Here is a 25812-nt window from a genome sequence, read left to right on the forward strand (position 1 = left end):
GCTCCAGAAAGCGCCGCTAGGCGCGAAGCGGAACGGGGGTTGTAGCCTGCACGTATTGTCGTTCGCGGGCAGTCGCCCAATTTGATGTAGGAAATTCCTTCACCCTTGCGCTACAGGCCCCAAAACTCCTAGAGAAGACCTTCCGTGGTGGCATTCTGGGTGCTGATGTATAGGGGTAATCTTGCCAATGCACGACTTGCCTAGCGGACACACAGGTGCTGTGCTCGATAGCGTGTAAGGAAAGTGGCTTGCGGCAGGAATGTCAGCGTAGGAAAAGTGGGCGCGGTATCATGGCGCTGGCTCCGCGGGAGCCTCATGTCCCCGATGTCGCAAGGAAACTCCGATGACACATGTGCAGCGCCTGAAATATTCGATCCTGATCATCCTGGTGGTCCTGGGCATCATGCTCGGCCTAAGTTACCTGCAGAAGCAGGGCACTATCAGCGAGCAGACGTTCCAGTACATCGCCATCGCCATTGCGGTCGTGGTGGTGGTGATCAACGGGATCCTGCGGCGCAAGGTCAAGCCCTGAGGCGAACGGGCCGGCGGTCCTGGCCGGCCAGGCGCTCAGCGTGTGGCCGGCAGCTCGAGCACGGCCCGGGCCTGGGCCTGCAGGCTGTAGCACTTGTCGCTACCCAGGCTGATGACGCCTTCGGCACATAAACGCTTGAGCACTTCTCGCACGCTCAGGAACGACAGGGGAATATCCAGTTGCTCGAGCTGCGCGTGCACGCCCCGCACACCAATGCTGCGGCCATCACGGGCCGCACTGTGCAGGGCGTCGATGACCTTGAGCCGGATCAGGCTGGTGCGCAGGCCGTAGGTGCGCAGCAGCTCGCGGATCTGCTCGTTGCCGACGCGCTCGTCCTGCCCGCTGGGTGCCTGGGCCGGGCCTGGCGGCGTGTGCAGGGAAGGTTGCGGGTTGTACATGTGAATGCTCCTTTTCGTGGACTGTCCCGAAATCATGAGTGCCTCACTACTTAAGACGAATGAGAACGGGAAAACTGCAATCCCCGTGGAAAAAAATCTGACGCGCCTTGTTCAAGACGTTGCAACCCGCCACGAGGCGTAAAATTTTCATCCGGCTTTTCGTCTGATCGGGATAACCCCGATTGCACGAGGAGTGCTTGTGATCTCTCTTTCGCGTCCCCTGTTCCACCTTGGGCTAGCCACCCTGCTGGTTGGTACCAGCCTGGCTGGCCAGGCGCGGGAGGCTGCTGGTGAAGCCTCCGCGCAGATTCGTCGGACCAGCTTCGGCGTGCCGCATATCCTTGCCAAGGATGAACGTGGCCTGGGCTACGGCATCGGTTATGCGTATGCCCAGGACAATCTGTGCCTGCTGGCCAATGAAGTATTGACGGTCAATGGTGAGCGTTCGCGTTACTTCGGCGCGCAGGCAAAGACTGTGGAGCAGCGTGAAAACCTCGCCAGCGATCTGTTCTTTACCTGGCTGAACAACCCGCAGGCGGTGAATGGCTGGCTTCAGGCGCAGCCTAGTGCCGTGCGCGACCTGCTCGAAGGGTATGCCCTTGGCTACAACCGTGCCTTGGGCGAGCGGCGAGCGCAGGGCTTGCCCGCCGAGTGCGGAAAAGGCGATTGGATACGGCCGATCACCAGCCTCGATCTGGTCAAGCTGACCCGTCGCTTGCTCGCCGAGGGCGGGGTAGGGCAGTTCGCCGAAGCGGTTGTGGCTGCCACGCCACCGAAGCTGGCGGCGCAACGTCCCACGGTCGATTACAGCGTGGCCTTGGCGCGGCAGGCGGCGTTTGCCGCGGAGCGTGGCAGCAACGCGGTTGCCGTCGGTGCCGAGCGTTCGGCCAACGGCCGCGGGCTGCTGCTGGCCAATCCACATTTCCCATGGGTGGGCGGGCTGCGCTTCTACCAGATGCAATTGACCATTCCCGGTCAACTGGACGTGATGGGCGCGGCGTTGCCTGGGCTGCCGGTGGTCAATATCGGTTTCAACCGGCACCTGGCCTGGACCCACACGGTCGATACTTCCAAGCATTTCACGCTCTATCGCCTGCAACTGGACCCGAAGGATGCGACGCGTTACCTGCTCGATGGCCAGTCGCTGCCGCTCGAACGGCAGATGCTGAGCGTCACGGTCAAGGGCGAAGATGGCGCGTTGAGCCAGGTCGAGCGGCCGGTCTACCTGTCGAAATTCGGCCCGGTGGTGCAATGGCCTGGTCGGTTGGACTGGGATCGCCAGGCCGCCTACAGCCTGCGTGACGCCAACCTGGATAACACCCGGGTGCTTGAGCAGTGGTACCGGATCAACCGCGCCGACAGCCTGGACGCCTTGAAGGGCAGCATCGAGCAGTTGCAGGGTATTCCCTGGGTCAACACACTGGCGGTGGACAGTGCAGGGCGGGCGGTTTACCTGAACCAGTCGGTGGTGCCTTACGTTGACCACGCGTTGCTGGCCGAGTGCGGCAATCCCCAGGCTTCCGGCCCGCTGGTGGTGCTGGATGGCTCACGTGGCGCCTGCCAGTGGAAGGTCGATGCGCAAGCGGCTCAGCCCGGTATCTTCCCGGCCCGCCTGCTGCCAAGCCTGGAACGTGGTGATTTCGTGCAGAACTCCAATGATTCTGCCTGGATGGCCAACCCGGCGCAGCCATTGACCGGCTTCTCGCCCTTGGTCAGCCGAAACGACCAGCCGTTGGGTATGCGCAGCCGTTTTGCCCTGCAGCGTTTGCAGGGTGGCGCCAAGCTGGGTGTCGCCGACCTGCAGCACATGGTGTTCGATGGCGAGGTCTACCTGGCCAGCCTGCTGCTGCCGGATCTGCGGCAATGGTGCAAGGGTGCACAGGCCGATCTGCAACCCGTGTGTGCCAGCCTTCAGGCCTGGAACGGCAAGGCGGACCTGGACAGCGGTGTCGGTCTGGTTCATTTCAGCAACATCCTCAACACCCTGTCGCAGCACCCGCAAAGCTGGCGTGTGCCGTTTGACCCTGCGGACCCGCAGCACACGCCCCGTGGCCTGGCGGTGGAGCAGGCGGCGGTCGGCAAGCTGCTGCGCGAGGCGGCCCTGGCCTCGCTGGAGCAGGTCGGCAAATCGGGTATCGGCGCCGATCAGCGCTGGGGGCAGATCCAGCAGGCGGCGGATGGCACGCCGGTGCCGGGTGGCCCGCAGGCCTTGGGGGTATACAACGCGATGGTCAGCGTGCCGGTGGGGCCGGGCAAGCGCTTGGTGGTGAGCGGTACGAGCTATTTGCAGGTGGTCAGTTTCACCGAGCAGGGGCCGCAGGCCCAGGGTTTGCTGGCGTTTTCGCTGTCGAGCGAGGCGGCATCGCAGCATGCGGGGGACCAGACGCGCGCGTTCGCGGCCAAGCAACTGGCGCCAATTCCGTTTACCGCGGCGCAGATCAAGGCGGATCCACAGTACCGGCAGTATGTGATCAGCGAGCGTGACAAGGCGTCGGTGGCGAGCAGCGTTCAGTAGCCTTGGCCCGGCCATGCCGGGCATCGCCAGCAAGGCTGGCTCCTACAGGTATCGTTGTAGGGGCCGGCTTGCCGGCGAACACTGGCACAGGCCAGGGGTCAGGAAAACTCGAACGGCGCCAGCTGGAAGCCCTGTTCATCCACCTGCAGCACCCAGCCGCGTCTATCCCAGTCTCCCAACACAATACGTCGCGCCGATTGGCCATCGACCACCAGCTTGTGGATCGCCGGGCGGTGGGTGTGGCCGTGCACCAAGGTGCGAACGCCGTGCGCCGCCATCACCTTCGGTACTTCGTCCGGGGTGACGTCGACGATTTCGGTGTTCTTCATGCGGGTCTGCGACTTGCTCTCGCTGCGCAGCTTGCGTGCAAGCCTTTGCCGCGTGGCCAACGGCAGGTGCCGCAGGATCCACAGGCTCAGCGGGTTGCGCAGGTAGCGGCGCAGTTTCATGTAGCCGACATCGCGGGTGCACAGCGTATCGCCATGCATCAGCAACACGGCTTCGCCGCCCAGTTCGATCACGCTCGGGTCGCCCAGCAGGGTGCAGCCAGCGGCCTGGCAGAACGCCTGGCCAATGAGGAAGTCGCGGTTGCCGTGCATCAGGTAGATCGTCGTGCCGCTGTCGCTCAGCTGGCGCAAGGCCTGGCAGATCGACTGCTGGAACGGCGTCATGGCATCGTCGCCGATCCAGGCTTCGAAGAAGTCGCCGAGGATGTATAGCGCCTTGGCGTGCCGCGCACGGCCATCGAGCAGATCAAGAAACGCCCGGGTGATGTCCGGGCGTTCTTCTTGCAGGTGCAGATCGGAGATCAGCAGTATCACTCAATGATCTCGGCTTTCTCGATGATCACGTCGTCTTTCGGTACGTCCTGGTGGCCGGCCTTGGAGCCGGTGGCCACGCCTTCGATGGCATCGACGACTTCACGGCCTTCGATCACTTCGCCGAATACCGCGTAGCCCCAGCCCTGGACGTTCTTGCCGCTGTGGTTGAGGAAGTCGTTGTTGCTGGCGTTGATGAAGAACTGCGCGGAGGCCGAGTGCGGCTCCATGGTACGCGCCATGGCGATGGTGTACTTGGCGTTCTTCAGGCCGTTGTCAGCTTCGTTCTGGATGCTGGCGCGGGTCTTCTTCTGGCTCATGCCGGATTCGAAACCGCCGCCCTGGATCATGAAGCCCTTGATCACGCGGTGGAAGACGGTGCCGTCGTAGTGGCCATCCTTGACGTACTGGACGAAGTTCTCGGTGGTCAGTGGGGCTTTTTCGGCGTCCAGTTGCAGGACGATGTTGCCGTGGTTGGTGCTCAGTTTGACTTTGGACATGCTTAAGTTCGCTCTCAAGGCATCGGGAATAGGGTGCGCCAGTTTGTGCCGGTTACCGGACACAAGGCGCGCGGTCGCCATTTTTGCACGGATCGCGATAATTCGCGCCAGTTTGTCGGTGCCTGGCTGTCGGCAGCTTGACTGCTTCGGCTATGATAGGCCCTTTGATTCAATCGGCCTACCCGGCCGGCTACCTGTATTCAAGGACACTATGAGCAAGCCCACTGCCGACCACGCGCCCAACGCCGCCGCAAAAGGCGCCCCCGCCGTCCCTGCGAACTTCCTGCGGCCGATCGTCCAGGCCGACCTGGACGCGGGCAAGCACAGCAGCATCGTCACCCGTTTCCCGCCGGAACCGAACGGTTACCTGCATATCGGCCACGCCAAGTCGATCTGCGTGAACTTCGGCCTGGCCCAGGAATTCGGCGGCGTCTGCCATCTGCGCTTCGACGACACCAACCCGGCCAAGGAAGACCAGGAGTACATCGACTCCATCCAACGTGACGTCAAGTGGCTGGGCTTCGAGTGGGCAGGCCCGGTGCGTTATGCCTCGGACTACTTCGACCAACTGCACGACTGGGCCGTGGACCTGATCAAGTCGGGCAACGCCTATGTCTGTGACCTCAGCCCCGAGCAAGCGAAGGAATACCGTGGCAGCCTGACCGAGGCCGGCAAGAACAGCCCGTTCCGCGAGCGCAGCGTCGAAGAGAACCTCGACCTGTTCGCGCGCATGAAGGCCGGCGAGTTCAAGGACGGCGAGCGCGTGCTGCGCGCCAAGATCGACATGGCCTCGCCGAACATGAACCTGCGCGACCCGATCCTGTACCGCATTCGCCATGCCCACCACCACCAGACCGGTGACAAGTGGTGCATCTACCCGAACTACGACTTCACCCATGGTCAGTCGGACGCCATCGAAGGCATCACCCACTCGATCTGCACCCTGGAGTTCGAAAGCCACCGTCCGCTGTACGACTGGTTCCTCGACAAGCTGCCGGTGCCGGCGCACCCACGCCAGTACGAGTTCAGCCGACTGAACCTGAACTACACCATCACCAGCAAGCGCAAGCTCAAGCAACTGGTGGACGAGGGCCACGTCGAAGCCTGGGACGACCCGCGCATGTCGACGCTGTCGGGCTACCGCCGCCGCGGCTACACGCCCGCCTCGATCCGCAACTTCTGCGAGATGATCGGCACCAACCGTTCCGACGGCGTGGTCGACATGGCAATGCTTGAATTCAGCATCCGCGACGACCTGGACCGCACCGCACCGCGCGCCATGTGCGTACTGCGCCCGCTGAAAGTGGTCATCACCAACTACCCGCAAGGCCAGGTCGAGCAGCTCGAACTGCCGCGCCACCCCAAGGAAGACATGGGCGTGCGCGTGCTGCCGTTCGCCCGCGAGCTGTACATCGACCGTGACGATTTCATGGAAGAGCCGCCCAAGGGCTACAAGCGTCTGGAACCGGCCGGTGAAGTGCGCCTGCGCGGCAGCTACGTGATCCGCGCCGACGAGGCCATCAAGGACGCCGACGGCAACATCGTCGAGCTGCGCTGCTCGTACGATCCGGACACCCTTGGCAAAAACCCCGAAGGCCGCAAGGTCAAGGGCGTGATCCACTGGGTACCGGCCGCAGACAGCGTCGAGTGCGAAGTGCGCCTGTACGACCGCCTGTTCCGTTCCGCCAACCCGGAGAAGACCGAAGAGGGCGGCAGCTTCCTCGACAACATCAACCCCGAGTCGCTGCAGGTGCTCACCGGTTGCCGCGCCGAGCCATCGCTGGCCCAGGCTCAGCCGGAAGACCGCTTCCAGTTCGAGCGCGAGGGCTACTTCTGCGCCGACCTGAAGGACAGCCAACCGGGCCGTCCGGTGTTCAACCGCACCGTCACCCTGCGTGACTCCTGGGGCAGCTGAGGAACCGCCGTGCTTACGATCTACAACACGCTGAGCAAGACGAAGGAAGCCTTCAAGCCGCTCGATGGCAACAACGTGCGCATGTATGTGTGCGGCATGACCGTGTACGACTACTGCCACCTGGGCCACGGTCGCAGCATGGTGGCGTTCGACCTGATCACCCGCTGGCTGCGCAAGAGCGGCTATGCGCTCACTTATGTGCGCAACATCACCGACATCGACGACAAGATCATCAACCGGGCCAACGAGAACGGCGAGTCGTTCGACGCGCTGACCGCCCGCATGATCGACGCGATGCACGAAGATGAGCGGCGCCTGAACATCCTCAAGCCTGACCTGGAACCCCGTGCCACCGACCACATCCCCGGCATGCACGCGATGATCCAGACGTTGATCGACAAGGGCTACGCCTACGCGCCAGGCAACGGCGACGTGTACTACCGGGTCGGCAAGTTCGTCGGCTACGGCAAGCTGTCGCGCAAGAAGATCGAAGACCTGCGTATCGGCGCGCGAATCGAGGTGGGTGAGTCGAAACAGGACCCGCTGGACTTCGTGCTGTGGAAGGGCGCCAAGCCGGGCGAGCCGTTCTGGGATTCGCCGTGGGGGCCGGGGCGTCCGGGCTGGCACATCGAGTGCTCGGTCATGTCCACCTGCTGCCTGGGCGAGAGCTTCGATATCCACGGTGGCGGCAGTGACCTGGAGTTCCCGCACCACGAGAACGAGATCGCCCAGAGCGAGGCGGCCACCGGCAAGCAGTACGCCAACGCCTGGATGCACTGCGGCATGATCCGTATCAATGGCGAGAAGATGTCCAAGTCGTTGAACAACTTCTTCACCATCCGCGACGTGCTCGACAAGTACCACCCGGAGGTGGTGCGCTATCTGCTGGTGGCCAGCCACTATCGCAGCGCGATCAACTACTCCGAAGACAGCCTGCGCGATTCGAAGGGGGCGCTGGAGCGTTTCTACCACGCACTGCGTGGCTTGCCCCGGGTTGCCGCGAAGGGTGGCGAGGCGTTCGTCGAGCGCTTCACCGTGGCGATGAACGACGACTTCGGCACACCGGAAGCCTGCGCCGTGTTGTTCGACCTGGTGCGCGAAATCAACCGCCTGCGCGAAAGCGATGTCGAGGCCGCCGCTGGCCTGGCCGGTCGCCTGCGTGAGCTGGGTGACGTGTTGGGTGTACTGCAGCTGGAGGCGGATGACTTCCTGCGGGCCGGTGCCGAAGGCAAGGTCGATGCCGCAGAAGTGGAAGCACTGATCCAGGCGCGCCTGCAGGCGCGTGCCGACAAGAACTGGGCCGAGTCCGACCGTATCCGCGACCAGATCACCGCTATGGGTGTGGTGCTGGAAGATGGCAAGGGTGGCACCACCTGGCGTCTGGCTGACTGATCAGCGAAATTGGGGCTGCTTTGCAGCCCATTCGCCGGCAAGGCCGGCCCCTACAGGTTGATGCCGATGTAGGAGCCGGCCTTGCCGGCGAATGGGCCGCAACGCGGCCCCAATGATTACTTGACCGGGCCCGTCAACGGGCAATGCAGTACCAGCTTCGCCCCTCCCAACTCGCTGGCCCCCACCTCCAAGCCGAAGCCATGCAGGTCGACGATCGCCGCGACGATCGACAAGCCCAGCCCGAACCCTGGGTGGCGATGGCCTTCATCACTGCGATAGAACCGCTTCAACACCGCCTCGCGCTCTTGCGCCGGGATCCCTGGCCCACTGTCTTCGACGGCGATACGCACGCCATCGTCGTCCTGCATCGCCTCGATCCAGACTTGCCCACCCTCTGGGGTGAACTTGATTGCGTTGCCCACCAGGTTGGCCAGCGCCTCGAACAGTAATTCGCGGTCGCCATGCAAGGCAGGCAATTGCTCGGGCTGTGCCAGGCGCAGGCGGATGCCGCCATCCTCGGCCAGTGGCAGATAGAAATCATGCAACTCCACCAGCAACGCATGGGGGTCGAGCTGTACGAAACCGGCACGCCGCTGGCGATCTTCCAGTTCGCTGATGCGCAGCAGGCCGCGGAAGCGCGCCATCAGTGTATCGGTCTCGCCGATTGCCTGGTCCAGTGCCTCGCCCTGCGCCGAGTCGATGCCGTTCTGCTGGCGAATGCGATAGAGCTGGGCGCGCAGCCGGGTCAATGGCGTGCGCAGGTCATGGGCGATGTTGTCGCACACACCCTTGACCTCGTGCATCAGCCTTTCGATGCGGTCGAGCATGGCGTTGACGATGGCGGCGAGCATGTCCAGCTCATCACGCCTGGCTGACAGCGGCAGGCGGTGGGTGAGGTCGCCGGCGACGATCAGCTCGGCCTGGGCCTGGATGGCGCGGATGCGCTTTAGTGGTCGGCGGCGCAACAGGTACCAGCCGGCGAAACCGGGGATCAAGGTGAGCGAGATACCCCAGAGCAGGGCGTGGAGGATGATCCGGGTGACCACGAACAGCGAGCCGTTGTCGCGCACCAGCACCAGCCAGCGGCCGTCCTGGACCTTGATCGCCACCGCGTCGCAGCTGTCCGGCGGCAGGCGCGGGTCGTCCGCGTCCAGGCAACGCTTGAGTTCGTGGATCTTGCCATCCAGGCCCAGGTCCGGGGGAATGGCGCGGATGCGCCCGCCAATCGGGTTGAGCTGCGGATCGAACAGGCCGTAGGCGTCGAAGCTGCGCTCTTCGAAGGCCTGGCTGGCGATCAGGGCGTCGTCCAGCTGCTTGCCGCTCATGTGGGCGAACAGGTGCTGGCGTTGCAGCATGGAGTGACGGGTGAGCTTGTTCAGGTAGCTGGACACCTCGAAGTACAGCACCCCCATGAGGATGCTGCTCCAGGCCACGAAGAGAAAGCTGTACAGCGCCAGCAGGCGGCTGGTGGAGGAGCTCCAGCCCTTAGACGGGTTCGGCAATAGCATAGCCGGAGCCCCGCACGGTACGGATCAGGGGAGTCTGGCCGGGCGAGTCGATCTTCTTGCGCAGGCGCCCGATGTGCACATCGATCAGGTTGGTGCCGGGGTCGAAGTGATAACCCCAGACCTCTTCGAAGATCATCATCCGGGTGATCACCTGGCCGGAGTGGCGCATCAGGTATTCCAGCAGTTTGTATTCGGTGGGCAGCAGGTTCAGCGACTGCTCGCCGCGGCGCGCCTCGTGGCTGATCAGGTCCAGCTCCAGGTCGGCGACCTGCAGGCGGGTCTGGGTCATGGGCGTGCTGTTGCGGCGCAGCAGCACTTCGACCCTTGCGGCCATTTCGTCCGACGCGAACGGCTTGGTCAGGTAGTCGTCACCACCGGCGCGCAGGCCACGCACGCGCTCGTCGACATCGGAGAGGGCGCTGATCATCAGGATCGGGGTGGCGATCTTCAGGCTGCGCAGGGTGGTAACGATGGTCAGGCCATCGACCTCGGGCAGCATGCGGTCCACGGTGATCAGGTCATAGCCACCGGCGATGGCTTTGGACAGGCCTTCGCGACCATTGTCGGCCCAGTCGACCTCCAGGCCGTGGCTGGTGAGTTCGGCGACGATTTCCTGGCCGGTGACGGCGTCGTCTTCGATGGTCAGTACGCGTGGCATGCTGGTTCCTGGGCGGCGAATGGAGGCTTGATTGTGCCAAAGAATAGACAAACGGCGATTTAAGAAAAATTCATCTGCGTCAAAGGAACCTGTATCGCTACGCAGGGGCCAGCCTGTTGGAGAACAGCATTTCGCCGTGCCCGTAACGAAAACGGGGCATGCCATCGCTGGCATGCCCCGTTCTCACAACAGGCGACCGTCTCAAACGACCTTGACGATCCAGCCTGCCGGGGCTTCGACGTCGCCGCTCTGGATACCGGTCAGCTCGTTGTAGAGCTTCTGGGTGACCGGGCCGACTTCGGTTTCGCTGTGGAACACGTGCAGCTTGCCGTTGTACTGGATACCGCCGATCGGGGTGATCACGGCAGCAGTGCCGCAAGCGCCGGCTTCAACGAAACGGTCGAGCTTGTCGATCTCCACATCGCCCTCGATGACCTTCAGGCCCAGGCGCGATTCGGCCAGTTCCATCAGCGAAAGGCGAGTGATGCCCGGCAGTACCGAGATCGATTTCGGTGTGACGAACTCGTTGTTGGCGGTGATGCCGAAGAAGTTGGCCGAGCCGACCTCCTCGATTTTCTTGTGGGTCAGCGGGTCGAGGTAGATGCAGTCGGCAAAGCCGGCTTTCTTGGCCTCGTAGCCTGGCTGCAGGCTGGCTGCATAGTTGCCGCCAACCTTGGCTGCGCCAGTACCTTGCGGGGCCGCGCGGTCGTAGTCGGAGATCAGGAATTTGTGCGGGGTCATGCCGCCCTTGAAGTACGAGCCGACCGGGATGGCGAAGACCGAGAAGATGAACTCGGGGGCGGTGCGCACGCCGATGTTGTCACCGGTGCCGATCACGAAGGGACGCAGATACAGCGCGCCTTTGCCGTGCGGCGGGACGAACTTCTCGTTGGCTTTGACCACCTGTTTGCAGGCTTCGATGAACTGCTCGGTCGGTACGCGTGGCATCAGCAGGCGGTCACAGCTGCGCTGCATGCGCGCGGCGTTCTGGTCCGGGCGGAACAGGTTGATCGAGCCGTCCTTGCAGCGGTAGGCCTTCAGGCCTTCGAAGCACTGCTGGCCATAGTGCAGGGCGGTGGAGCCTTCACTGATGTGCAGCACGTTGTCGTCGGTCAGGGTGCCCTTGTCCCACTCGCCGTTACGCCATACGGACAGGTAACGTTTGTCGGTCTTGATGTAGTCGAAACCCAGCTTGTCCCAGTTAATGCTTTCGTTACTCATGACACCCTCATAGCTCTACGCCCGAACACGGCGGGCTGCTTTTATATGCGCACCCCGCCACCTTAATACATCCGGCGCGGATCGGGAACTGTAGGAGATCACACAACCCTTTGGGGGGAACAGGGTCTTCTGTAGGGGCGGCTTTAGCCGCGATCACCTGCGAAGCGGGTGCCAGACACCGCGTCGCCCGCATCGCGGCTAAAGCCGCTTCTACAGGTGAATGGGCGCGGCACTCAACGCAAGCGCCGGTTCCAGTCACCACCATGATCCCGCCAGCACGCTTCCTCGCTGTCGAAGCGCACATGCCAGGCGACATGGTCCAGCAGGATGCCGGCACCCGCGAGCGCCTGGGCCGTCAACGCGAGCATCCGCGCCTTGTCCTCGCCCGCCAGCGCCCTGGCCTTGTCGGTGTCGTCGGTGAACACCCAGGTGATGCGCAGGCTGGCGGGAAAATCGTCGAGATCGACCAGGTGCGTGAGCCAGGCGAAGCCGACGATCTCGGCCTGGGCCGTTGCGCAGGCCTCGGTCAGGCAGGCGACCATTTCTCGTTCCAGGCGCGCCAGTGCCCGTTTGTCGCCGGCCATCAGGCGTCGTCGCCAATCTGCTGGCAGAAGCGCAGGCGGTTGCCGAATGGGTCGACGATCTGCATCTCCAGGCCCCAGTCGACGGTTTCTGTCTGGGGGCGCGCGTAGCCGTACTGCTTGCCCAGCAGTTCGCGCTCCAGGGCCTTGAGGTCTTCTACCCGGGCAAACACCGCCGAGCCCGGCGTGGCGTCACCGTGATGCTCGGACAGGTGCAGGATCAGGCCGTCGCGATGGACTTGCATGTACAGCGGCAGGTCCGGGGCGAAGCGGTGTTCCCAGTCGAGCTGGAACCCAAGAAAGTCGAGGTAGAACTCCCTGGCCTTGTCGATCGAAAAAATGCGCAGGATCGGGATGGCGGGGGCGAATGTCATGGGTACGTCCTTGCATCGAAAAGGGGCGGGAGCGCCACTTTAGCGCAGCTGCGCGCGCGGGAAGGCACGTTAAGCGCGCGCCAATGCGCCGGCCGCTCTGGCCCAAGGCCAGACGGCATGACCGACGGTCCGGAAGTTTCATCTTCGTTCACCTGCGGACTTGGCCCGCTACCTGCTATATCCAGCCAGCGAATATTGATCGAGTGGTCAGCCTGGCGCGCCTGCACGCGCCCAGCGCACGGCCCTCCGGACGGCCGCAAGGCCACGGATTCCAGGGGTTCCAGGATGTCGTTGGCGCAGCAGATCGAACCACCACAGGCAGACCCGGGCTGGAGCGCGCACCTGCAGTTGCGCTTCATCCTGCGCGATGGCGTGACCCGCCTTGGTGCGCGGCGCCATGTCGGACCCCTTTTGGTGCAGCGCCCGTTCTACCCGGAGGGCGCCCCTTGCCATGTCTATGTGCTGCATCCGCCTGGCGGTATCGTCGCCGGTGATCGCCTGGAGCTGGATATTGACCTCGAAACCGGCAGCCACGCACTGCTGACCATGCCCGGCGCCAGCAAGTTCTACCGCAGCATCGGCCCGACCGCGCGCCTGGCCCAACGCTTTCACCTCGCCGCTGGCAGCACCCTGGAGTGGCTGCCGCAAGACAGCATTTTCTTCAATGGCGCCCGGGCCAGCCTCGACAGCCGCTTCAGCCTTGAGCCCGGCGCCCGTTTGCTGGCCTGGGAAACCCTGTGCCTGGGCCGGCCGGTGATGGGCGAGCGTTTCGCCCAGGGCGGCCTCGACAGCCGCCTGTGCATCGAACTGCCTGGCGATCCCGGCTTGCACGAGCGCCTGCGCATCGACGGGGGGCACCTGGACAAGGTGGGCGGATACCCGCTGATCGCGACGTTCTGCGCAACGCCGGCCGACCAGGCCGTGCTGGAGCAGGTCCGCCAACAGCTAGAGGCCCTCGACACCCCGGCTGGCGCGACCTTGCTCGGCCCGCTGCTGGTGATCCGCCTACTCGACCACGACAACCAACACCTGCAACACAACCTGCAGCGCCTCTGGCACCTGCTGCGCCCGGCCGTGCTCGGCCTGGCGCCGTGCCCGCCGCGCATCTGGGCCACTTGAGAGAGCCGCCATGGAGCTGACCCCGCGAGAGAAAGACAAACTGCTGCTGTTCACCGCCGCGCTGCTGGCCGAACGGCGCCTGGCCCGTGGCCTGCGGCTGAATTATCCGGAAGCGGTGGCACTGATCAGCGCCGCGGTGCTGGAGGGCGCCCGTGACGGTCGCAGCGTGGCCGAACTGATGAGTCTCGGGCGCGAGGTGCTGGTGCGCGAACAGGTCATGGACGGCGTGCCGGAAATGCTCCATGACGTCCAGGTCGAGGCGACCTTCCCCGACGGCACCAAGCTGGTGACCGTGCATGACCCTATTGTCTGAGGAGCCCCGCATGATTCCCGGAGAGGTCCAGGTCGCCGCAGGCGACATCGAACTCAATGTCGGCCGAGAAACGCTCAGCGTCAGTGTCGCCAACCACGGTGACCGCCCTGTGCAAGTCGGTTCGCACTACCACTTTTTCGAGGTCAACGACGCCCTGGTGTTCGAGCGCGCGCCGACGCGCGGCTATCGCCTGGACATCCCGGCCGGCACCGCGGTGCGCTTCGAGCCGGGCCAGGCGCGGACCGTGCAACTGGTGGCCTACGCCGGCAAGCGCGAGGTGTACGGCTTCCAGGGCAAGGTGATGGGTGCGCTGGAGGGCAGGGCATGAGCCGCATTTCCCGGCAGGCCTACGCCGACATGTTCGGCCCCACCGTCGGTGACCGCGTGCGCCTGGCCGACACCGCGCTGTGGGTGGCGGTGGAGAAGGACTTCACCATTTATGGTGAAGAGGTCAAGTTCGGTGGCGGCAAAGTCATCCGCGACGGCATGGGGCAAGGCCAGATGCTCGCCGCCGAGGCCATGGACCTGGTCCTGACCAACGCCCTGATCATCGACCACTGGGGTATCGTCAAGGCCGACATCGGTGTCAAGCACGGGCGCATCGCCGCCATCGGCAAGGCCGGCAACCCTGACGTGCAACCCGGCGTCACCGTGCCCGTCGGCCCGGGCACTGAAGTGATCGCGGCCGAAGGCAAGATCGTCACGGCGGGCGGTATCGACTCGCATATCCATTTCATCTGCCCGCAGCAGGTGGAAGAGGCGCTGACCAGTGGCGTCACCACCTTCATCGGCGGCGGCACCGGGCCGGCCACCGGCACCAACGCCACTACCTGTACCCCCGGCCCCTGGTACCTGGCGCGCATGCTCCAGGCCGCCGATTGCCTGCCGATCAATATCGGCCTGTTGGGCAAGGGCAATGCCTCGCGCCCCGAAGCCTTGCGCGAGCAGATCGCCGCGGGTGCCGTGGGCCTGAAACTGCACGAGGACTGGGGCTCGACGCCCGCGGCCATCGATTGCTGCCTGGGCGTGGCCGAAGAGATGGATATTCAGGTGGCGATCCACACCGACACGCTCAACGAGTCGGGCTGCATCGAGGATACCCTGGCCGCCATCGGTGACCGCACCATCCACACCTTCCACACCGAAGGTGCCGGCGGCGGCCATGCCCCGGACATCATTCGCGCGGCGGGGCAGGCCAACGTGCTGCCGTCATCGACCAACCCGACCCTGCCGTACACGGTCAATACCGTCGACGAGCATCTGGACATGCTGATGGTCTGCCATCACCTGGACCCGAGCATCGCCGAGGACGTGGCCTTCGCCGAATCACGCATCCGCCGCGAAACCATCGCCGCCGAGGACATCCTCCACGACATGGGCGCGTTCGCCATGACCTCGTCCGACTCCCAGGCCATGGGCCGGGTCGGCGAAGTGGTGTTGCGCACCTGGCAGGTCGCTCACCAGATGAAGTTGCGCCGTGGGCCGTTGGCGCCAGACTGCCGCTACAGCGACAACTTCCGGGTCAAGCGCTACATCGCCAAGTACACGATCAACCCGGCGCTGACTCACGGCATTGCCCACGAAGTGGGCTCGGTGGAAGTGGGCAAACTCGCCGACCTGGTGCTCTGGGCCCCGGCGTTCTTCGCGGTCAAGCCTGCGCTGGTGCTCAAGGGCGGGATGATCGTCACCGCGCCCATGGGCGATATCAACGGCTCGATCCCGACGCCGCAACCGGTGCACTACCGGCCGATGTTCGGCGCCCTTGGCGCGGCCCGGCATGCCACGCGGATGACCTTCCTGCCCCAGGCGGCCATGGACCGTGGCCTGGCCGAGGAACTCAACCTGCGCAGCCTGATCGGCGTGGCCCACGGCTGCCGACGGGTGCGCAAGGCCGACATGCTCCACAACACGTTGCAACCACGGATCGAAGTCGATGCGCAGACCTACCAGGTGCGTGCCGATGGTGAGCTGCTGGTTTGCGAACCGGCCCATGAATTGCCACTGGCCCAGCGCTATTTCCTGTTCTGAAGGAGCGAACATGATCGTACTCACCCGACGGGTCCCTGAAGCCGCACTGGTCACCGGCACCCTCACGCTCGATGTCGACAGCCGTATCAAGAGCCGTCTACGGGTCAAGCTGGACGATGGCCGCGAGGCAGGGTTGATGCTCGAGCGTGGGCACCTGTTGCGCGGTGGCGAGCTGCTTGCCGACGCCGATGGCCGCCAGGTAGTCCGCGTGCTGGCGGCGCCCGAGGCGGTGTCGACGGTACGTTGCGCCGACCCGCACCTGTTGGCCCGCGCCGCTTATCACCTGGGCAACCGCCATGTGCCGCTGCAGATCGAGCCCAACCTGTTGCGTTACCAGCATGACCATGTGCTTGACGACATGCTGCGTGGCCTGGGCCTGGAGGTGCTCGAAGAGCAGGCACCATTCGAGCCCGAGGCTGGCGCCTACCAAAGCGTATCCCATGGTCATTCCCACGGCCACGATCATCCCTTCGTGCGTGTGCCAGCCCATTCCTGACCTCACCCTGGAGCCAACCATGAAAAAGCTTTTCGCCCTGGTATTGCTGATGGTGGCCTTGCCGGCCTTCGCCCACCCTGGTCACGACGCCAACCCGTTGCAGGATGGCCTGCTGCATCCGCTGACTGGCCTCGATCACTTGCTGATGCTGATCGGCACGGGTGTGCTCGCGGCCTTGACTCGGCGCACCCTCATGCTGCCGCTGGCCACTCTGGTGGCCATGTTCGCAGGTGCAGTGTGCGGCCACCTGTTCGGCGATGTGCTGGGCATGGAGCAGATGATCGTCGCGTCGCTGCTGGTGGCCGCCGCTGCCATGCTGCTACCGAGCCGTCAGCTGCTGCTGTCACTGATCATGCCGGTATTCGCCTTGTTCCATGGCTGGGCCCACGGCGTCGAGGCCACGCCCAGCGCATTCTGGCTGTTCAGCGCCGGTTTCGTCACGGTCAGTGGCGTGCTGCTGGTGGTCGGTTTCGCTGTGGGCTGCCTGCTGCGACGCCATGCCCGTCTGCAGAAAGCCTTCGGTGGCGGCCTGCTGGCCGGTGCCGCACTCGTGCTGGCTGGCTGATGAGCACTGACCTGGCGCTGCTGCGCTTGCTGCAGTTGGCAAGCCCAGGCCTGCCGGTGGGGGGCTTTACGTACTCGCAAGGCCTGGAGTGGGCCGTCGAGGCCGGTTGGGTGAGGGATGCCGCAGGTTTCGCCGCCTGGCAGCGCGAGCAACTGCGCGAGACCCTTGGCTGCCTCGACTGGCCGGTGCTGGCACGCTTGTACCGAGCTTGCCTGGCCGATGATGCCGAGGCGTTCGGCCGCTGGAGCCGTTTCCTGCTGGCCAATCGCGAGACGGCTGAGTTGCGTCTGGAGGAGACCCAGCGCGGCAGTGCTCTGGCGCGCCTGCTCGATGGCTGGCAGCTGGGCCAGGACTCAGCTTGGCGCTCCAGCCTTGGGCTCAGCCAGCTCGGCGGCATGGCCTGGCTCGGCGCGTACTGGTCGATCCCGTTGCGCCAGCTTGCCTTGGGCCATGGCTTCGCCTGGCTGGAAGGCGCGGTGATGGCCGGGGTGAAGCTGGTGCCGTTCGGCCAGCAGGCCGCCCAGACCCTGCTGCGCGACCTCGGCGAGGCGTTGCCCGCCGTGTTCGATCACGCCTTGACGCTCGATGATGACCAGATAGGCGGTGGCCTGCCCATGCTGGCCATTGCCTCATCGCGCCACGAAACCCAATACACCCGATTGTTCCGTTCCTGAGGATTGCCACGATGCAAAACTACCAGCAACCCCTGCGTGTCGGTGTCGGCGGCCCGGTTGGCTCCGGCAAGACCGCGCTGCTAGAAGCCCTGTGCAAGGCCATGCGCGACAGCTATCAGATCGCCGTGGTCACCAACGACATCTATACCAAGGAAGACCAGCGCATCCTCACCGAAGCCGGTGCCCTGGAGCCCGAGCGCATCGTCGGTGTCGAGACCGGTGGTTGCCCGCACACCGCGATCCGCGAGGACGCCTCGATGAACCTGGCCGCTGTCGAGGCGCTGGCACGCAAGTTCGGCAACCTCGAAGTGATCTTCGTTGAGAGTGGCGGCGACAACCTCAGTGCGACATTCAGCCCCGAGCTGGCCGACTTGACCATCTATGTGATCGATGTCGCCGAAGGCGAGAAGATCCCGCGCAAGGGGGGGCCTGGTATCACCAAGTCGGACTTCCTGGTGATCAACAAGACCGACCTGGCGCCGTACGTCGGCGCCTCATTGGAGGTGATGGAGCGTGATACCCGGCGCATGCGCCCTGAACGGCCGTGGACGTTCAGCAACCTGAAGCGGGGCGACGGCTTGCAGGCGGTGATCGATTTCATCGTCGAGCGAGGCATGCTCGGCGAAAGACGTGGCGGGGGCGAGGGTGTGCCATCCGGCAATTTAACGGGCCAAGAGCCTGCGTAACGGTTGGCTGACGAGGTCTCCTACGTGGTTGCCGGCATCTGTGCTCAATCAATGGGTGGCACAGGGTTGTACAGTTTTATAGTGCTGAACGCGCAGTGGTGCCCTTCACGTCCAGCACATGGCGGCGGAGCCCTCATTCAAGGAGAGAACTATGAAAAGGATCGTATCGATCGCACTATTGGCCACTGTAAGCCTGGCCCAGATGACCTATGGCAACGAGTACATGCACTCAACTGACCCGGTGATGGCTGTCGCATCACCGTGCAACTGGGGCGATACCATGACGACCGCTGACCTTCGGCCCGTCGGCTATATTGGCAACATTGCCCCCATCGCATGTACGGAGGGCACGTTTCTTACTGGGGCCGGGCACTGCCAGCCAAGCTTTGAATTTGACTGACCGACTCCGCGTCTTATGACCTTCATGCACCTGCGTCTGCGAATACCGTTCCCAGGCGTTGGTGTGTTCGTGCTCCTGTCGCTACCACCCACACCCCAGCCAATCGGTATCAGCACCTGACCCGACAACACGCGCCAGTGTTTGAAAATGGGCAGTATCGTGCTTCCAGGCTCTGTGCCAACCCTGTCTGAGCGCCTGCTCCAGGCGAGTGTTGTCGACCCTGTTCCTCATCCGGCCAGAACAGCCAGAGGTGCTGAGCTTAAGCCCAGGCCTGGCGTACGAGCAGCCCAGGGGAAAGTCCTTGTAGGCTCATCGCTGCGTGAGTTGGTTGGCGGGGATTTTGCCTGCGAAGCTGAGATAAATTTTCGGGGTATTCCTGAGGTTTGAGCTAACGCTTGTGCCGGGGACGTTGCGTAAAGTTTGTCGGGCTGACGGCAGGGATGGGCAGGATTAATCACCTGTCGCAGTTTGAGTCCCGAAATTTCACCCAGGAAACATGTATGAAGAAGTTCGCACTGATCGCCCTCATCGCAACCGCAGGCCTAATTCCGGTTGCCCATGCCGCTGGGGGGTGGTCGCCTGTTCCGGCGATCCCATGCCCAGAAGGCACCTATCTGACAAGTGCTGGACATTGCCAGCCGCCCTTTGATTTCGACTGATTGCCCTCAGGTCCAGCGGACCTTGTAGATCACTGTCAGTGGGGCCCCACTGACAGTGATCTTTGGAGCAAGGCCACTGAAAATATCCTCAACGTCCAGCTAAATCCTTGGCTGGGCCATCCCCGCACCTCACCGACGACGAGGTAAGCTGACAGGAAAATTCCCCGCGCGTCGGCAGTGGCGCCAGAGAGGTACCCGTGGCTTCCTACACCTTGCGTCAACTGAAGTACTTCGTCACCACGGTGGAGGCCGGCAGCGTCGCCGAGGCATCGCGCCAGCTCTATATCGCCCAGCCTTCGATCTCCACGGCGATCAAGAGCCTGGAAGAGAGCTTCGGTGTCCAGCTGTTCATTCGCCATCACGCCCAGGGCGTGTCGCTGACCCCTGGCGGCAAGCGTTTCTACGCCAAGGCCAAGTCGCTGCTGCAGATGGCCCATGAATTCGAGCAGAACGCCCTGGCCGACAACGATACCGTGGCCGGCCAGATCGATATCGGCTGCTTCGAGACCGTGGCGCCGTTGTACCTGCCCAGGTTGATCGCGGGCTTTCGCGAGCGCTACCCAGGGGTGGACATCCGCCTGCGTGACGGTGAACAGCAGGATTTGATTCAGGGGCTGACCGCAGGCACCTTCGACCTGGCCTTTCTCTATGACCACGACCTGGACGGCACCATCGAGACCGAGCCGTTGATGCCACCCCAGAAACCCTATGTTCTGCTGCCGGACAAGCACCGTTTTGCCGGGCAGGCCCAGGTGTCGCTGCGCGACCTGTGCCCGGAGCCGATGATCTTGCTCGACGTGGCGCCCAGCCGCACTTACTTCGTCAGCCTGTTCAACGAGCTGGGGCTGACGCCCAACATCGTCTTCAGCTCACCCTCCATCGAGATGGTGCGAGGCATGGTGGGGCAGGGCTTCGGCTTTTCGCTGCTGGTCACCCGGCCCTGCTCGGAGTTCACCTACGACGGGCAGCGCCTCGTGATGCTGGATATCGTCGAGCCCGTGGCCTTGTCGGGGTTGGCGGCGGCGCACCTCAAGCGTGTGCAGTTGACCAAGCCGGCGCAGTTGTTCGTGGAGTTCTGCCGGGAGGAACTGGCGCGGTTGTAGCGCCGATATGGCAGCGCCTGCACCAGGCCGCTCATCGTCCTGTTTCCGACCACCCGTCGCGCCGTTCGCGCAAATGATCGAACGAACACTGCCTGGCAGGATTCTTCCACTAAGGTGCTAGAGGATCTTGCATGCCTGCATTAGGCGCGACGCATGGAGCACCGCTTGGGCATGGGCAATATCAATTGGCGCTCGGCCACGCGAAAGCGTACTCACATCACAGGCCATCCAGCATAGAGAGGGTCGTACCATGTCGTTGATAGGAGTTTCAGTGCTTGAGATGCGGCAGATGATCGAGCAGGCCTGCCTGCCGGATCGCTGCGAGGTAAGCTGCCCGGACGGCGAAAACCTCACCATCCGCCTGGGCCAGGGGCAGAACCTGGACGACTGCCTGACCCTGACCGGCGTTCCGCTCGCCAGCCTCAACAGTTGCCGCGACCTGGTAGGTTTGGTGACGCAGTTGAAGGCGCAGCGTCAAGCGCATCCATCCGCACTCAAGGCCATCGCCTGAGCATCAGGCCAACCCGGCCGACCAAGGTTGGCCGGGTGCACACCGGGTTGCTTCATTGCAGTTCGAGCAGAAGGTTCAGCCCGCCATCCCCACATTTGACGTGATCGCGAACGACGCCCCGATAGCTTCGCCCCTCCCAGGTGAACGACACACTGTGCGCACGGTCGACCTTGCCAGGCAGCGGCGGCTCGATATGCAGGCGCAGGGCCGGGCGGCCCTGGAGGCTGAGGGCGGCGATCTGGACCTGGCATTCGGCGTGTTGCGCCACCGAGCCAAACAGGGTGTCGCGTACGTAGTCCAGTTCCAGGCAGGCGCAGGGGGCACGGCAGGACATGCGCATGGCGGAGCTCCGGATGAACAAGGGCAGTCATCAATCATTGGAAGCTTGCCGCGCTCAAACGTTCAAATTGTTTCAATGCCAATGGGCGAACATCCCCTGTGGGGGCCGCCGCCTTGTGTTGATTGCACTGGCCCACTCGCCGGCAAGGCCGGCTCCTGCAGGGGTGGCGCACTTGATTTCAAGGTCGTTGCGGTATCACCGAGCCACCGAATGCATTACCCATCCGTGTCGAAGTCGCCGCCGGCGTGGCCAACCCCTTCTGGTTCGGCGCCTGGCGTTGCAATTGCTGCACCGGATCAAGCCGCTCCCGCAGCCCTTTGGCCGCCCGCGGATCGCTGCCTTGCAGCTGCTGGCTCAGGCAGTCATAGGCCAATGCCCGTGACTGGCCTACCTGCACGTCGATACAGCCTTGGCCGGCCTTGGGCCCCTCGGCGAGCGCTGGCCACGCACAGGCCAGCAGCGCGAAGGTAGCCAGCGACATTTTGCCCATGGGCACACTCCTCGAACCATTCCTGGCCGAAGTCTAGCCCGTGCTATGTCGAACCCGGGTGAAGCTTTGGTTGCGGCACGCTGTCACCACAGCGTCATGCACAAGCCCCAGGATGACGTTTCCCCGGCAGCGGCGGCCAGCAAGGAGGCTCGTTCATCCATGCGTGCATTGCGTGTGACCGGCCTGGTAGCCCTGGCCTGGTTGCTGGTTTCGCTGCCCGCGCGCAGCCAGGTGTTGTTGGCCCTGGTTATTCCGGCACAGCCTTTGAACCTGGCCCTGGACAGCTTCGCCAGGCAGAGCGGCCTGGCGGTGCTGGTCGACCGGGCGCTGCTGGCCGGGCAACGCTCAAGCCCGGTACAGGGGCGTTACACCGCGCGGGAAGGCCTGCAGCGCCTGTTGCAAGGCACCGGTTTGCAAGCCCACTACAGCGGGGCGGGTGGTTTCACCTTGCAGCCAGTGCGCCAGGCAAGGGGGACGGGAAGGGGGCGCGGCAACCCGACAACAACGGTGGGCAACAGTTATGCCCTGGCATTGCAACAAGCGGTGGAGCAGGCCTTGTGCAGTTCCGCGCTGACCCGCCCCGGTAGCTATCGGGCGGCCGTGCAGGTGTGGATCGACGCAGGTGGCCAACTGGTGCAGAGCCGGCTGCTGGCCTCGACCGGCGATTTCCTCCGCGATGCCGAACTGGTCGAACGTTTGCGCGCGGTGCGCCTGCAACGCGCACCGCCGACATCCCTGGCGCAGCCGGTCACCCTGCTGTTGCGCCCGGTACCCATGGATTGCCCTTTATCGCAAGGAGCTGCGGCGGCATGAACACACCTCGGGACAGTGCGTTACTCAAGCTGTTTCTGAATTCCTACGATGCCCTCAGGCTGCGTCTGAAGCGTCGGTTCGGTTGCGATGACCTGGCCCATGATGTGCTCCAGGAAACCTACCTGCGGGTCGACCGCATGGAGGCTGTGCACAACCTGCAGAAGCCGGACGCCTATCTGTACCGCATGGCCCTGAACGTCGCCGCCGACCGCCGCGAGGCCGACGCACGGCTGCTTACCGGGGCCGAGATCGAAGCCCTGCTGCAAGTGGCCGAGGATCAAGACCCGGCGCGCATCGTCGGTGGCCAGCGCGAGATTCAGAACCTGCTGGGTGCGCTTTACGAGCTGCCGGCCAGGCGCCGCAGAATCTTTATCGCCGCGCGTCTGGAGGAGGCTTCGCACCTGGAAATTTCACAGCGTTTCGGCATATCCACGCGCACTGTGGAAAAAGAGCTCAAGGCCGCCCTGGGGCATTGCGCGATGCGTCTGGACCGAAAAGCGTTCCAGCGGTTCGGTCCAGGGGCGGGAAAACCGTCTTGATCAATAGTCGACTCTTTCATGTGAGCACCATGGCCCAGATTTCGCCCGATCCCGACTTGCAGCGCCAGGCCCAGGCCTGGCTCGTGCGGCTGACCTCCGGCCAAGCCACCGAGGCCGATGCCTGCGCCCTGCGGCAATGGTGCGCGCGCAGCCCGGCGCATGCCGAAGCCTTCGCCCAGGCACGTCGCTTGTGGCGGCTGCTGGAACCTGCCGCACAGCAGGCCAACCCAGTGATGCCGAGCCTGGGGCGCCGCGCCTTGCTCGGTGGCGCGGTGGCGGCCACGGCGGCGTTCGTTGCCTGGAACACCGGCCTGTTGGGCGACGCGGATGCCCAGCCGGCGGCCTTCGAGACGGCATTGGGGGAGCAGCGTCGTGTCGAACTGGCACCGGGGATCGACCTGGAAATGAATGTACGCACTCGTGTAAGCCGCCAGGCTCACGGTATCGCGCTGTTGGGGGGCGAGATCGAGGTGTTTGCCCGTCATGCCGTGCAGGTGAGCGCGGGCGAGGGGGTGATCAGTGCCGAGCAGGCGCGTTTCAACGTGCGTGAGGACGACGACGGCGTCTGCGTCACCTGCCTGAATGGTGAGCTGCGCATTACCGTGCTGGGGCGTGTCGAGGCGTTGCCGGCTGGGCGCCAGCTGCGTTTTGGCGCCCGGCATATCGGCGAGCCCCAGGCCTTCGACAGCCGCCAGGTGATGGCCTGGCGCGAGCGTATGCTGGTGTTCAACGACGCACCCTTGGCCCTGGTGATCGACGAGATCAACCGCTACCGGCCCGGGCGCCTGCTGCTGCTCAACCCATCCCTGGGGCGTCGCCGGGTACAGGCACGCTTGAGCTTCGAGCAGTTGCCCCAGGCCGCCGAGTTGATTCGCGCCGCCTACGGTGCCCGCTGCCTGGAGTTGCCAGGTGGCGTGGTGCTGGTCAGTTGAAGGGGCCCAGTACCTGGCGGTAACGTTCCTCGCCCTGGGGGCCGCGCCAGGCCAGGCGCACTTCCAGGCCGGCAGGGGCGTCTTGAGGCTGGCTCCCCGGTGCCTGCCACCCGCCCTTGGCCTGCCAGCCACGCAGGCTGAAAGCCGTCACGTTGGCCAGTACCGCCGTCGCCGTCTTGGGCGCCGGCAGCGGGTAGCGGTCACTTGCAGGTGCGGTGGCGCGATACAGGGTGCCGCCGCGTAGGTACCAGCGTACGCGTTGCAGGCCGCTGCCTGGCACGGCGCCGTTGCGTATCAGCTCGAGGCGGTCGATACGGGCACGCAATGCCGGCAGTGGCGCTTTGTCGGGCGGCTCGCGCCCTGGCAGGGGCGGTTCGGCCAGCTCCAGGGTCGCGCGCAGCGCCAGGTCGCGCTCCAGTTGCTGGAACACCCGCAGCACCGCCTGGCTGTCCTCGCTGGCCTGGCGCACATGGCGGTCGGCGCGGCTGACGCTATCCAGCCCGCGCCAGGCAATCAGGCTGACCACCGCCATCAGCAGGATGGCGATCATCACTTCGATCAGGGTGAAACCTTGGGCGCGGCGCGTCATGGCTGGCTCACCCGGACCTGACCGCTGCCTGTGCGCGTCAGTTGCACCGTGGCCTGGCCGCTGTGCAGGCGCAAGCTCAGGGGCGCCGTGACCCATTCACCGTCCAGCCACAGTGGGCCGCGCGGCTCGACCTGGACCTTGACCGCCTCGGCCTGCCAGCGCCGAGGCCGCAACGGGCCCTCTGCAAGTACCTGCCCGTCGGGCCTGACGAAGCGATAGCCCCCCGGCTCGCGTTGCCAGCGCAGGGGCTGGCCGTCAGCCTGGGCCTCGCCTTGCGCCAGTTCCAGCAATTGCGCCAGGCGTTCGCCGTCGGCGTGCAGGCGCTTGCCTGGGGCGGGGCGGATGTTCAGGCTGATAGCGGCACTGGCGATCCCGACGATCACCAGCACGACCATCAGCTCGATCAGGGTGAAACCGCGTTGTCCATTCATGGGGTGGCTCCTTGTCCTGCAAGGCAGCATGCCCGACGAAGATGATCGTGATGTGAAACAAAACCGTGAGAATTGGCCGCTATGCTCGGGCGCTGGTACACAAGGAGCCCGTGACCATGCAGATAGCCCACATCACCGTTTCCCCCAACCTGCTGCTGCAAGGGGTGGGGGCACTGGCCGCGGTCGCCGGCGTGCTCGCCTGGGTCTGGGTATTGTTGCCGTCGGCTCCGTTGGCCGGCCCGGTCGAACCCGCTTCCGCGCAGGCCATGGGCGAGGTGCCTGCTGCCCGTTGGTTCGCCGATATCCCCGTTCAGGTGGACATCAAGGTCAGTGGGGTGATGGCGGGTAGCCAGGGGGCCGTGGCCATCGTCAGCCTGGACGGCGGCCCGGCCCGTGCAATGCGCAGTGGCGAGGAACTGGCCCGCGGCGTGCGCCTGGTCGCCATCGAAGCCGACGGGCTGTTGATCGAGCGTGCAGGGCAGCGCAGCCGCGTCGAGGTGCCTGTACTGGCGCGCACATCGTCCTGGAGCAATGACAATCTGAACGCAAAAAGCGAACTATAGTTGTGACGCCCCGTGTAACCCCGCTTGTTTTTGTCGATTGGCGCTCACCTGTCGCAGGCCAAGCATGGAACCATGACCTGCCAGGTTCGCGCGGTAAGTCACGGGGACTGTTTGCGCCATCTCGTTTACTGGAGGTGGCATGGATTGAA

The 25812-nt window shown here is 64.4% G+C and carries 32 protein-coding genes; 20 read left to right on the top strand and 12 right to left on the bottom strand.

Features of this window, described 5'->3' with window-relative positions:
- Positions 1-343: 343 nt before the first annotated feature.
- Positions 344-532, top strand: coding sequence for a hypothetical protein (locus IM733_RS03805; RefSeq protein ID WP_011533313.1), 189 nt, complete (start codon positions 344-346; stop codon positions 530-532).
- A 35-nt stretch (positions 533-567) separates the two neighbouring features.
- On the opposite strand, the gene IM733_RS03810 is transcribed toward IM733_RS03805, so the two are convergent.
- Positions 568-930 (bottom strand): fe2+ zn2+ uptake regulation protein, encoded by a 363-nt coding sequence (locus IM733_RS03810; protein WP_248919609.1) that lies wholly within the window; start codon positions 928-930, stop codon positions 568-570.
- Between the two features lie 199 nt (positions 931-1129).
- On the opposite strand from IM733_RS03810, the gene IM733_RS03815 reads away from it, so the two are divergent.
- Positions 1130-3445 carry an acylase gene (locus IM733_RS03815; RefSeq protein ID WP_248919610.1) on the top strand — a complete coding sequence of 772 codons (2316 nt, stop codon included), beginning with the start codon at positions 1130-1132 and terminating at the stop codon, positions 3443-3445.
- A gap of 98 nt (positions 3446-3543) precedes the next feature.
- On the opposite strand, the gene lpxH is transcribed toward IM733_RS03815, so the two are convergent.
- Both lpxH and IM733_RS03825 read right to left on the bottom strand, forming a co-directional pair.
- Positions 3544-4266, bottom strand: coding sequence for a UDP-2,3-diacylglucosamine diphosphatase (gene lpxH, locus IM733_RS03820; protein ID WP_248919611.1), 723 nt, complete (start codon positions 4264-4266; stop codon positions 3544-3546).
- The gene (locus IM733_RS03825; protein WP_248919612.1) at positions 4263-4763 is read right to left on the bottom strand and encodes a peptidylprolyl isomerase; all 501 of its coding nucleotides are present in this window, start codon (positions 4761-4763) and stop codon (positions 4263-4265) included. The genes lpxH and IM733_RS03825 overlap by 4 nt, the downstream gene beginning before the upstream one ends.
- Positions 4764-4974: 211 nt before the next feature.
- Between IM733_RS03825 and IM733_RS03830 the strand changes: the two genes are divergently transcribed.
- A complete protein-coding gene (locus tag IM733_RS03830; protein ID WP_248919613.1) occupies positions 4975-6678 on the top strand; it encodes a glutamine--tRNA ligase/YqeY domain fusion protein in 1704 nt (567 codons plus the stop codon).
- Between the two features lie 9 nt (positions 6679-6687).
- On the top strand, positions 6688-8070 hold the full coding sequence (gene cysS, locus IM733_RS03835) for a cysteine--tRNA ligase (RefSeq protein ID WP_248919614.1): 1383 nt from the start codon (positions 6688-6690) through the stop codon (positions 8068-8070).
- Between the two features lie 116 nt (positions 8071-8186).
- Here the strand turns inward: cysS and IM733_RS03840 are convergent, their stop codons facing one another.
- The 5 genes from IM733_RS03840 to IM733_RS03860 all read right to left on the bottom strand — a co-directional run bounded on the left by IM733_RS03840 (position 8187) and on the right by IM733_RS03860 (position 12412).
- Positions 8187-9578, bottom strand: coding sequence for a sensor histidine kinase (locus IM733_RS03840; RefSeq protein WP_248919615.1), 1392 nt, complete (start codon positions 9576-9578; stop codon positions 8187-8189).
- Positions 9556-10236: a response regulator transcription factor gene (locus tag IM733_RS03845; RefSeq protein ID WP_011533321.1), complete on the bottom strand. Its 681-nt coding sequence runs from the start codon at positions 10234-10236 to the stop codon at positions 9556-9558. The genes IM733_RS03840 and IM733_RS03845 overlap by 23 nt, the downstream gene beginning before the upstream one ends.
- A 201-nt stretch (positions 10237-10437) precedes the next feature.
- Positions 10438-11457, bottom strand: coding sequence for a branched-chain amino acid aminotransferase (locus IM733_RS03850; RefSeq protein WP_248919616.1), 1020 nt, complete (start codon positions 11455-11457; stop codon positions 10438-10440).
- Between the two features lie 233 nt (positions 11458-11690).
- Positions 11691-12044, bottom strand: a complete 354-nt coding sequence (locus tag IM733_RS03855; protein WP_248921116.1) for a hypothetical protein — start codon at positions 12042-12044, stop codon at positions 11691-11693.
- Positions 12041-12412 (bottom strand): glyoxalase superfamily protein, encoded by a 372-nt coding sequence (locus IM733_RS03860; protein WP_248919617.1) that lies wholly within the window; start codon positions 12410-12412, stop codon positions 12041-12043. Before IM733_RS03860 ends, IM733_RS03855 begins: the two co-directional genes overlap by 4 nt.
- A gap of 285 nt (positions 12413-12697) precedes the next feature.
- On the opposite strand from IM733_RS03860, the gene IM733_RS03865 reads away from it, so the two are divergent.
- From IM733_RS03865 to IM733_RS03920, 12 genes are all read left to right on the top strand, one after another.
- On the top strand, positions 12698-13531 hold the full coding sequence (locus tag IM733_RS03865) for an urease accessory protein UreD (RefSeq protein ID WP_248919618.1): 834 nt from the start codon (positions 12698-12700) through the stop codon (positions 13529-13531).
- A 10-nt stretch (positions 13532-13541) separates the two neighbouring features.
- A complete protein-coding gene (locus IM733_RS03870) occupies positions 13542-13844 on the top strand; it encodes an urease subunit gamma (RefSeq protein WP_248919619.1) in 303 nt (100 codons plus the stop codon).
- Positions 13845-13854: 10 nt separating this feature from the next.
- A complete protein-coding gene (locus tag IM733_RS03875) occupies positions 13855-14172 on the top strand; it encodes an urease subunit beta (protein WP_248919620.1) in 318 nt (105 codons plus the stop codon).
- The gene (gene ureC / locus IM733_RS03880) at positions 14169-15872 is read left to right on the top strand and encodes an urease subunit alpha (RefSeq protein ID WP_248919621.1); all 1704 of its coding nucleotides are present in this window, start codon (positions 14169-14171) and stop codon (positions 15870-15872) included. The genes IM733_RS03875 and ureC overlap by 4 nt, the downstream gene beginning before the upstream one ends.
- A 10-nt stretch (positions 15873-15882) precedes the next feature.
- Positions 15883-16368 carry an urease accessory protein UreE gene (ureE, locus tag IM733_RS03885; RefSeq protein ID WP_248919622.1) on the top strand — a complete coding sequence of 162 codons (486 nt, stop codon included), beginning with the start codon at positions 15883-15885 and terminating at the stop codon, positions 16366-16368.
- A 19-nt stretch (positions 16369-16387) separates the two neighbouring features.
- Positions 16388-16933, top strand: coding sequence for a HupE/UreJ family protein (locus tag IM733_RS03890; RefSeq protein ID WP_248919623.1), 546 nt, complete (start codon positions 16388-16390; stop codon positions 16931-16933).
- On the top strand, positions 16933-17607 hold the full coding sequence (locus tag IM733_RS03895) for an urease accessory protein UreF (protein WP_248919624.1): 675 nt from the start codon (positions 16933-16935) through the stop codon (positions 17605-17607). Before IM733_RS03890 ends, IM733_RS03895 begins: the two co-directional genes overlap by 1 nt.
- 11 nt (positions 17608-17618) lie before the next feature.
- A complete protein-coding gene (ureG, locus tag IM733_RS03900) occupies positions 17619-18293 on the top strand; it encodes an urease accessory protein UreG (RefSeq protein WP_248919625.1) in 675 nt (224 codons plus the stop codon).
- 151 nt (positions 18294-18444) lie between these two features.
- Positions 18445-18693: a hypothetical protein gene (locus IM733_RS03905; RefSeq protein ID WP_248919626.1), complete on the top strand. Its 249-nt coding sequence runs from the start codon at positions 18445-18447 to the stop codon at positions 18691-18693.
- 500 nt (positions 18694-19193) lie between these two features.
- On the top strand, positions 19194-19352 hold the full coding sequence (locus IM733_RS03910) for a hypothetical protein (RefSeq protein WP_248919627.1): 159 nt from the start codon (positions 19194-19196) through the stop codon (positions 19350-19352).
- 197 nt (positions 19353-19549) lie between these two features.
- Positions 19550-20455, top strand: a complete 906-nt coding sequence (locus IM733_RS03915) for a LysR family transcriptional regulator (RefSeq protein ID WP_248919628.1) — start codon at positions 19550-19552, stop codon at positions 20453-20455.
- Positions 20456-20705: 250 nt separating this feature from the next.
- Complete coding sequence (locus IM733_RS03920) at positions 20706-20966, top strand: DUF1652 domain-containing protein (protein ID WP_248919629.1); 261 nt, start codon at positions 20706-20708, stop codon at positions 20964-20966.
- 52 nt (positions 20967-21018) lie between these two features.
- Here the strand turns inward: IM733_RS03920 and IM733_RS03925 are convergent, their stop codons facing one another.
- Both IM733_RS03925 and IM733_RS03930 read right to left on the bottom strand, forming a co-directional pair.
- The gene (locus IM733_RS03925; RefSeq protein WP_248919630.1) at positions 21019-21306 is read right to left on the bottom strand and encodes a hypothetical protein; all 288 of its coding nucleotides are present in this window, start codon (positions 21304-21306) and stop codon (positions 21019-21021) included.
- 178 nt (positions 21307-21484) lie between these two features.
- Positions 21485-21796 carry a hypothetical protein gene (locus IM733_RS03930; RefSeq protein ID WP_248919631.1) on the bottom strand — a complete coding sequence of 104 codons (312 nt, stop codon included), beginning with the start codon at positions 21794-21796 and terminating at the stop codon, positions 21485-21487.
- A gap of 159 nt (positions 21797-21955) precedes the next feature.
- Between IM733_RS03930 and IM733_RS03935 the strand changes: the two genes are divergently transcribed.
- Genes IM733_RS03935 through IM733_RS03945 form a run of 3 tightly spaced genes read left to right on the top strand, consistent with a single transcriptional unit; the run spans position 21956 to position 24080 of the window.
- A complete protein-coding gene (locus IM733_RS03935) occupies positions 21956-22609 on the top strand; it encodes an STN domain-containing protein (RefSeq protein WP_248919632.1) in 654 nt (217 codons plus the stop codon).
- Positions 22606-23148 carry an RNA polymerase sigma factor gene (locus tag IM733_RS03940; protein ID WP_248919633.1) on the top strand — a complete coding sequence of 181 codons (543 nt, stop codon included), beginning with the start codon at positions 22606-22608 and terminating at the stop codon, positions 23146-23148. Before IM733_RS03935 ends, IM733_RS03940 begins: the two co-directional genes overlap by 4 nt.
- Before the next feature lie 29 nt (positions 23149-23177).
- Positions 23178-24080 carry a FecR family protein gene (locus IM733_RS03945; protein ID WP_248919634.1) on the top strand — a complete coding sequence of 301 codons (903 nt, stop codon included), beginning with the start codon at positions 23178-23180 and terminating at the stop codon, positions 24078-24080.
- Here IM733_RS03945 and IM733_RS03950 read toward each other — a convergent pair.
- Both IM733_RS03950 and IM733_RS03955 read right to left on the bottom strand, forming a co-directional pair.
- Entirely contained in the window at positions 24073-24669 is a 597-nt protein-coding gene (locus IM733_RS03950; protein WP_248919635.1) for a type II secretion system protein GspJ, read from the bottom strand. The two genes, IM733_RS03945 and IM733_RS03950, sit on opposite strands and share 8 nt — an antisense overlap.
- The gene (locus IM733_RS03955; RefSeq protein WP_248919636.1) at positions 24666-25100 is read right to left on the bottom strand and encodes a GspH/FimT family pseudopilin; all 435 of its coding nucleotides are present in this window, start codon (positions 25098-25100) and stop codon (positions 24666-24668) included. Before IM733_RS03955 ends, IM733_RS03950 begins: the two co-directional genes overlap by 4 nt.
- A 116-nt stretch (positions 25101-25216) precedes the next feature.
- On the opposite strand from IM733_RS03955, the gene IM733_RS03960 reads away from it, so the two are divergent.
- The gene (locus tag IM733_RS03960) at positions 25217-25663 is read left to right on the top strand and encodes a type II secretion system protein N (protein ID WP_248919637.1); all 447 of its coding nucleotides are present in this window, start codon (positions 25217-25219) and stop codon (positions 25661-25663) included.
- The last annotated feature ends 149 nt before the right edge of the window (positions 25664-25812 follow it).

Origin of the sequence: Pseudomonas entomophila, from assembly GCF_023277925.1 — a bacterium.
Taxonomy (GTDB): domain Bacteria; phylum Pseudomonadota; class Gammaproteobacteria; order Pseudomonadales; family Pseudomonadaceae; genus Aquipseudomonas; species Aquipseudomonas entomophila_D.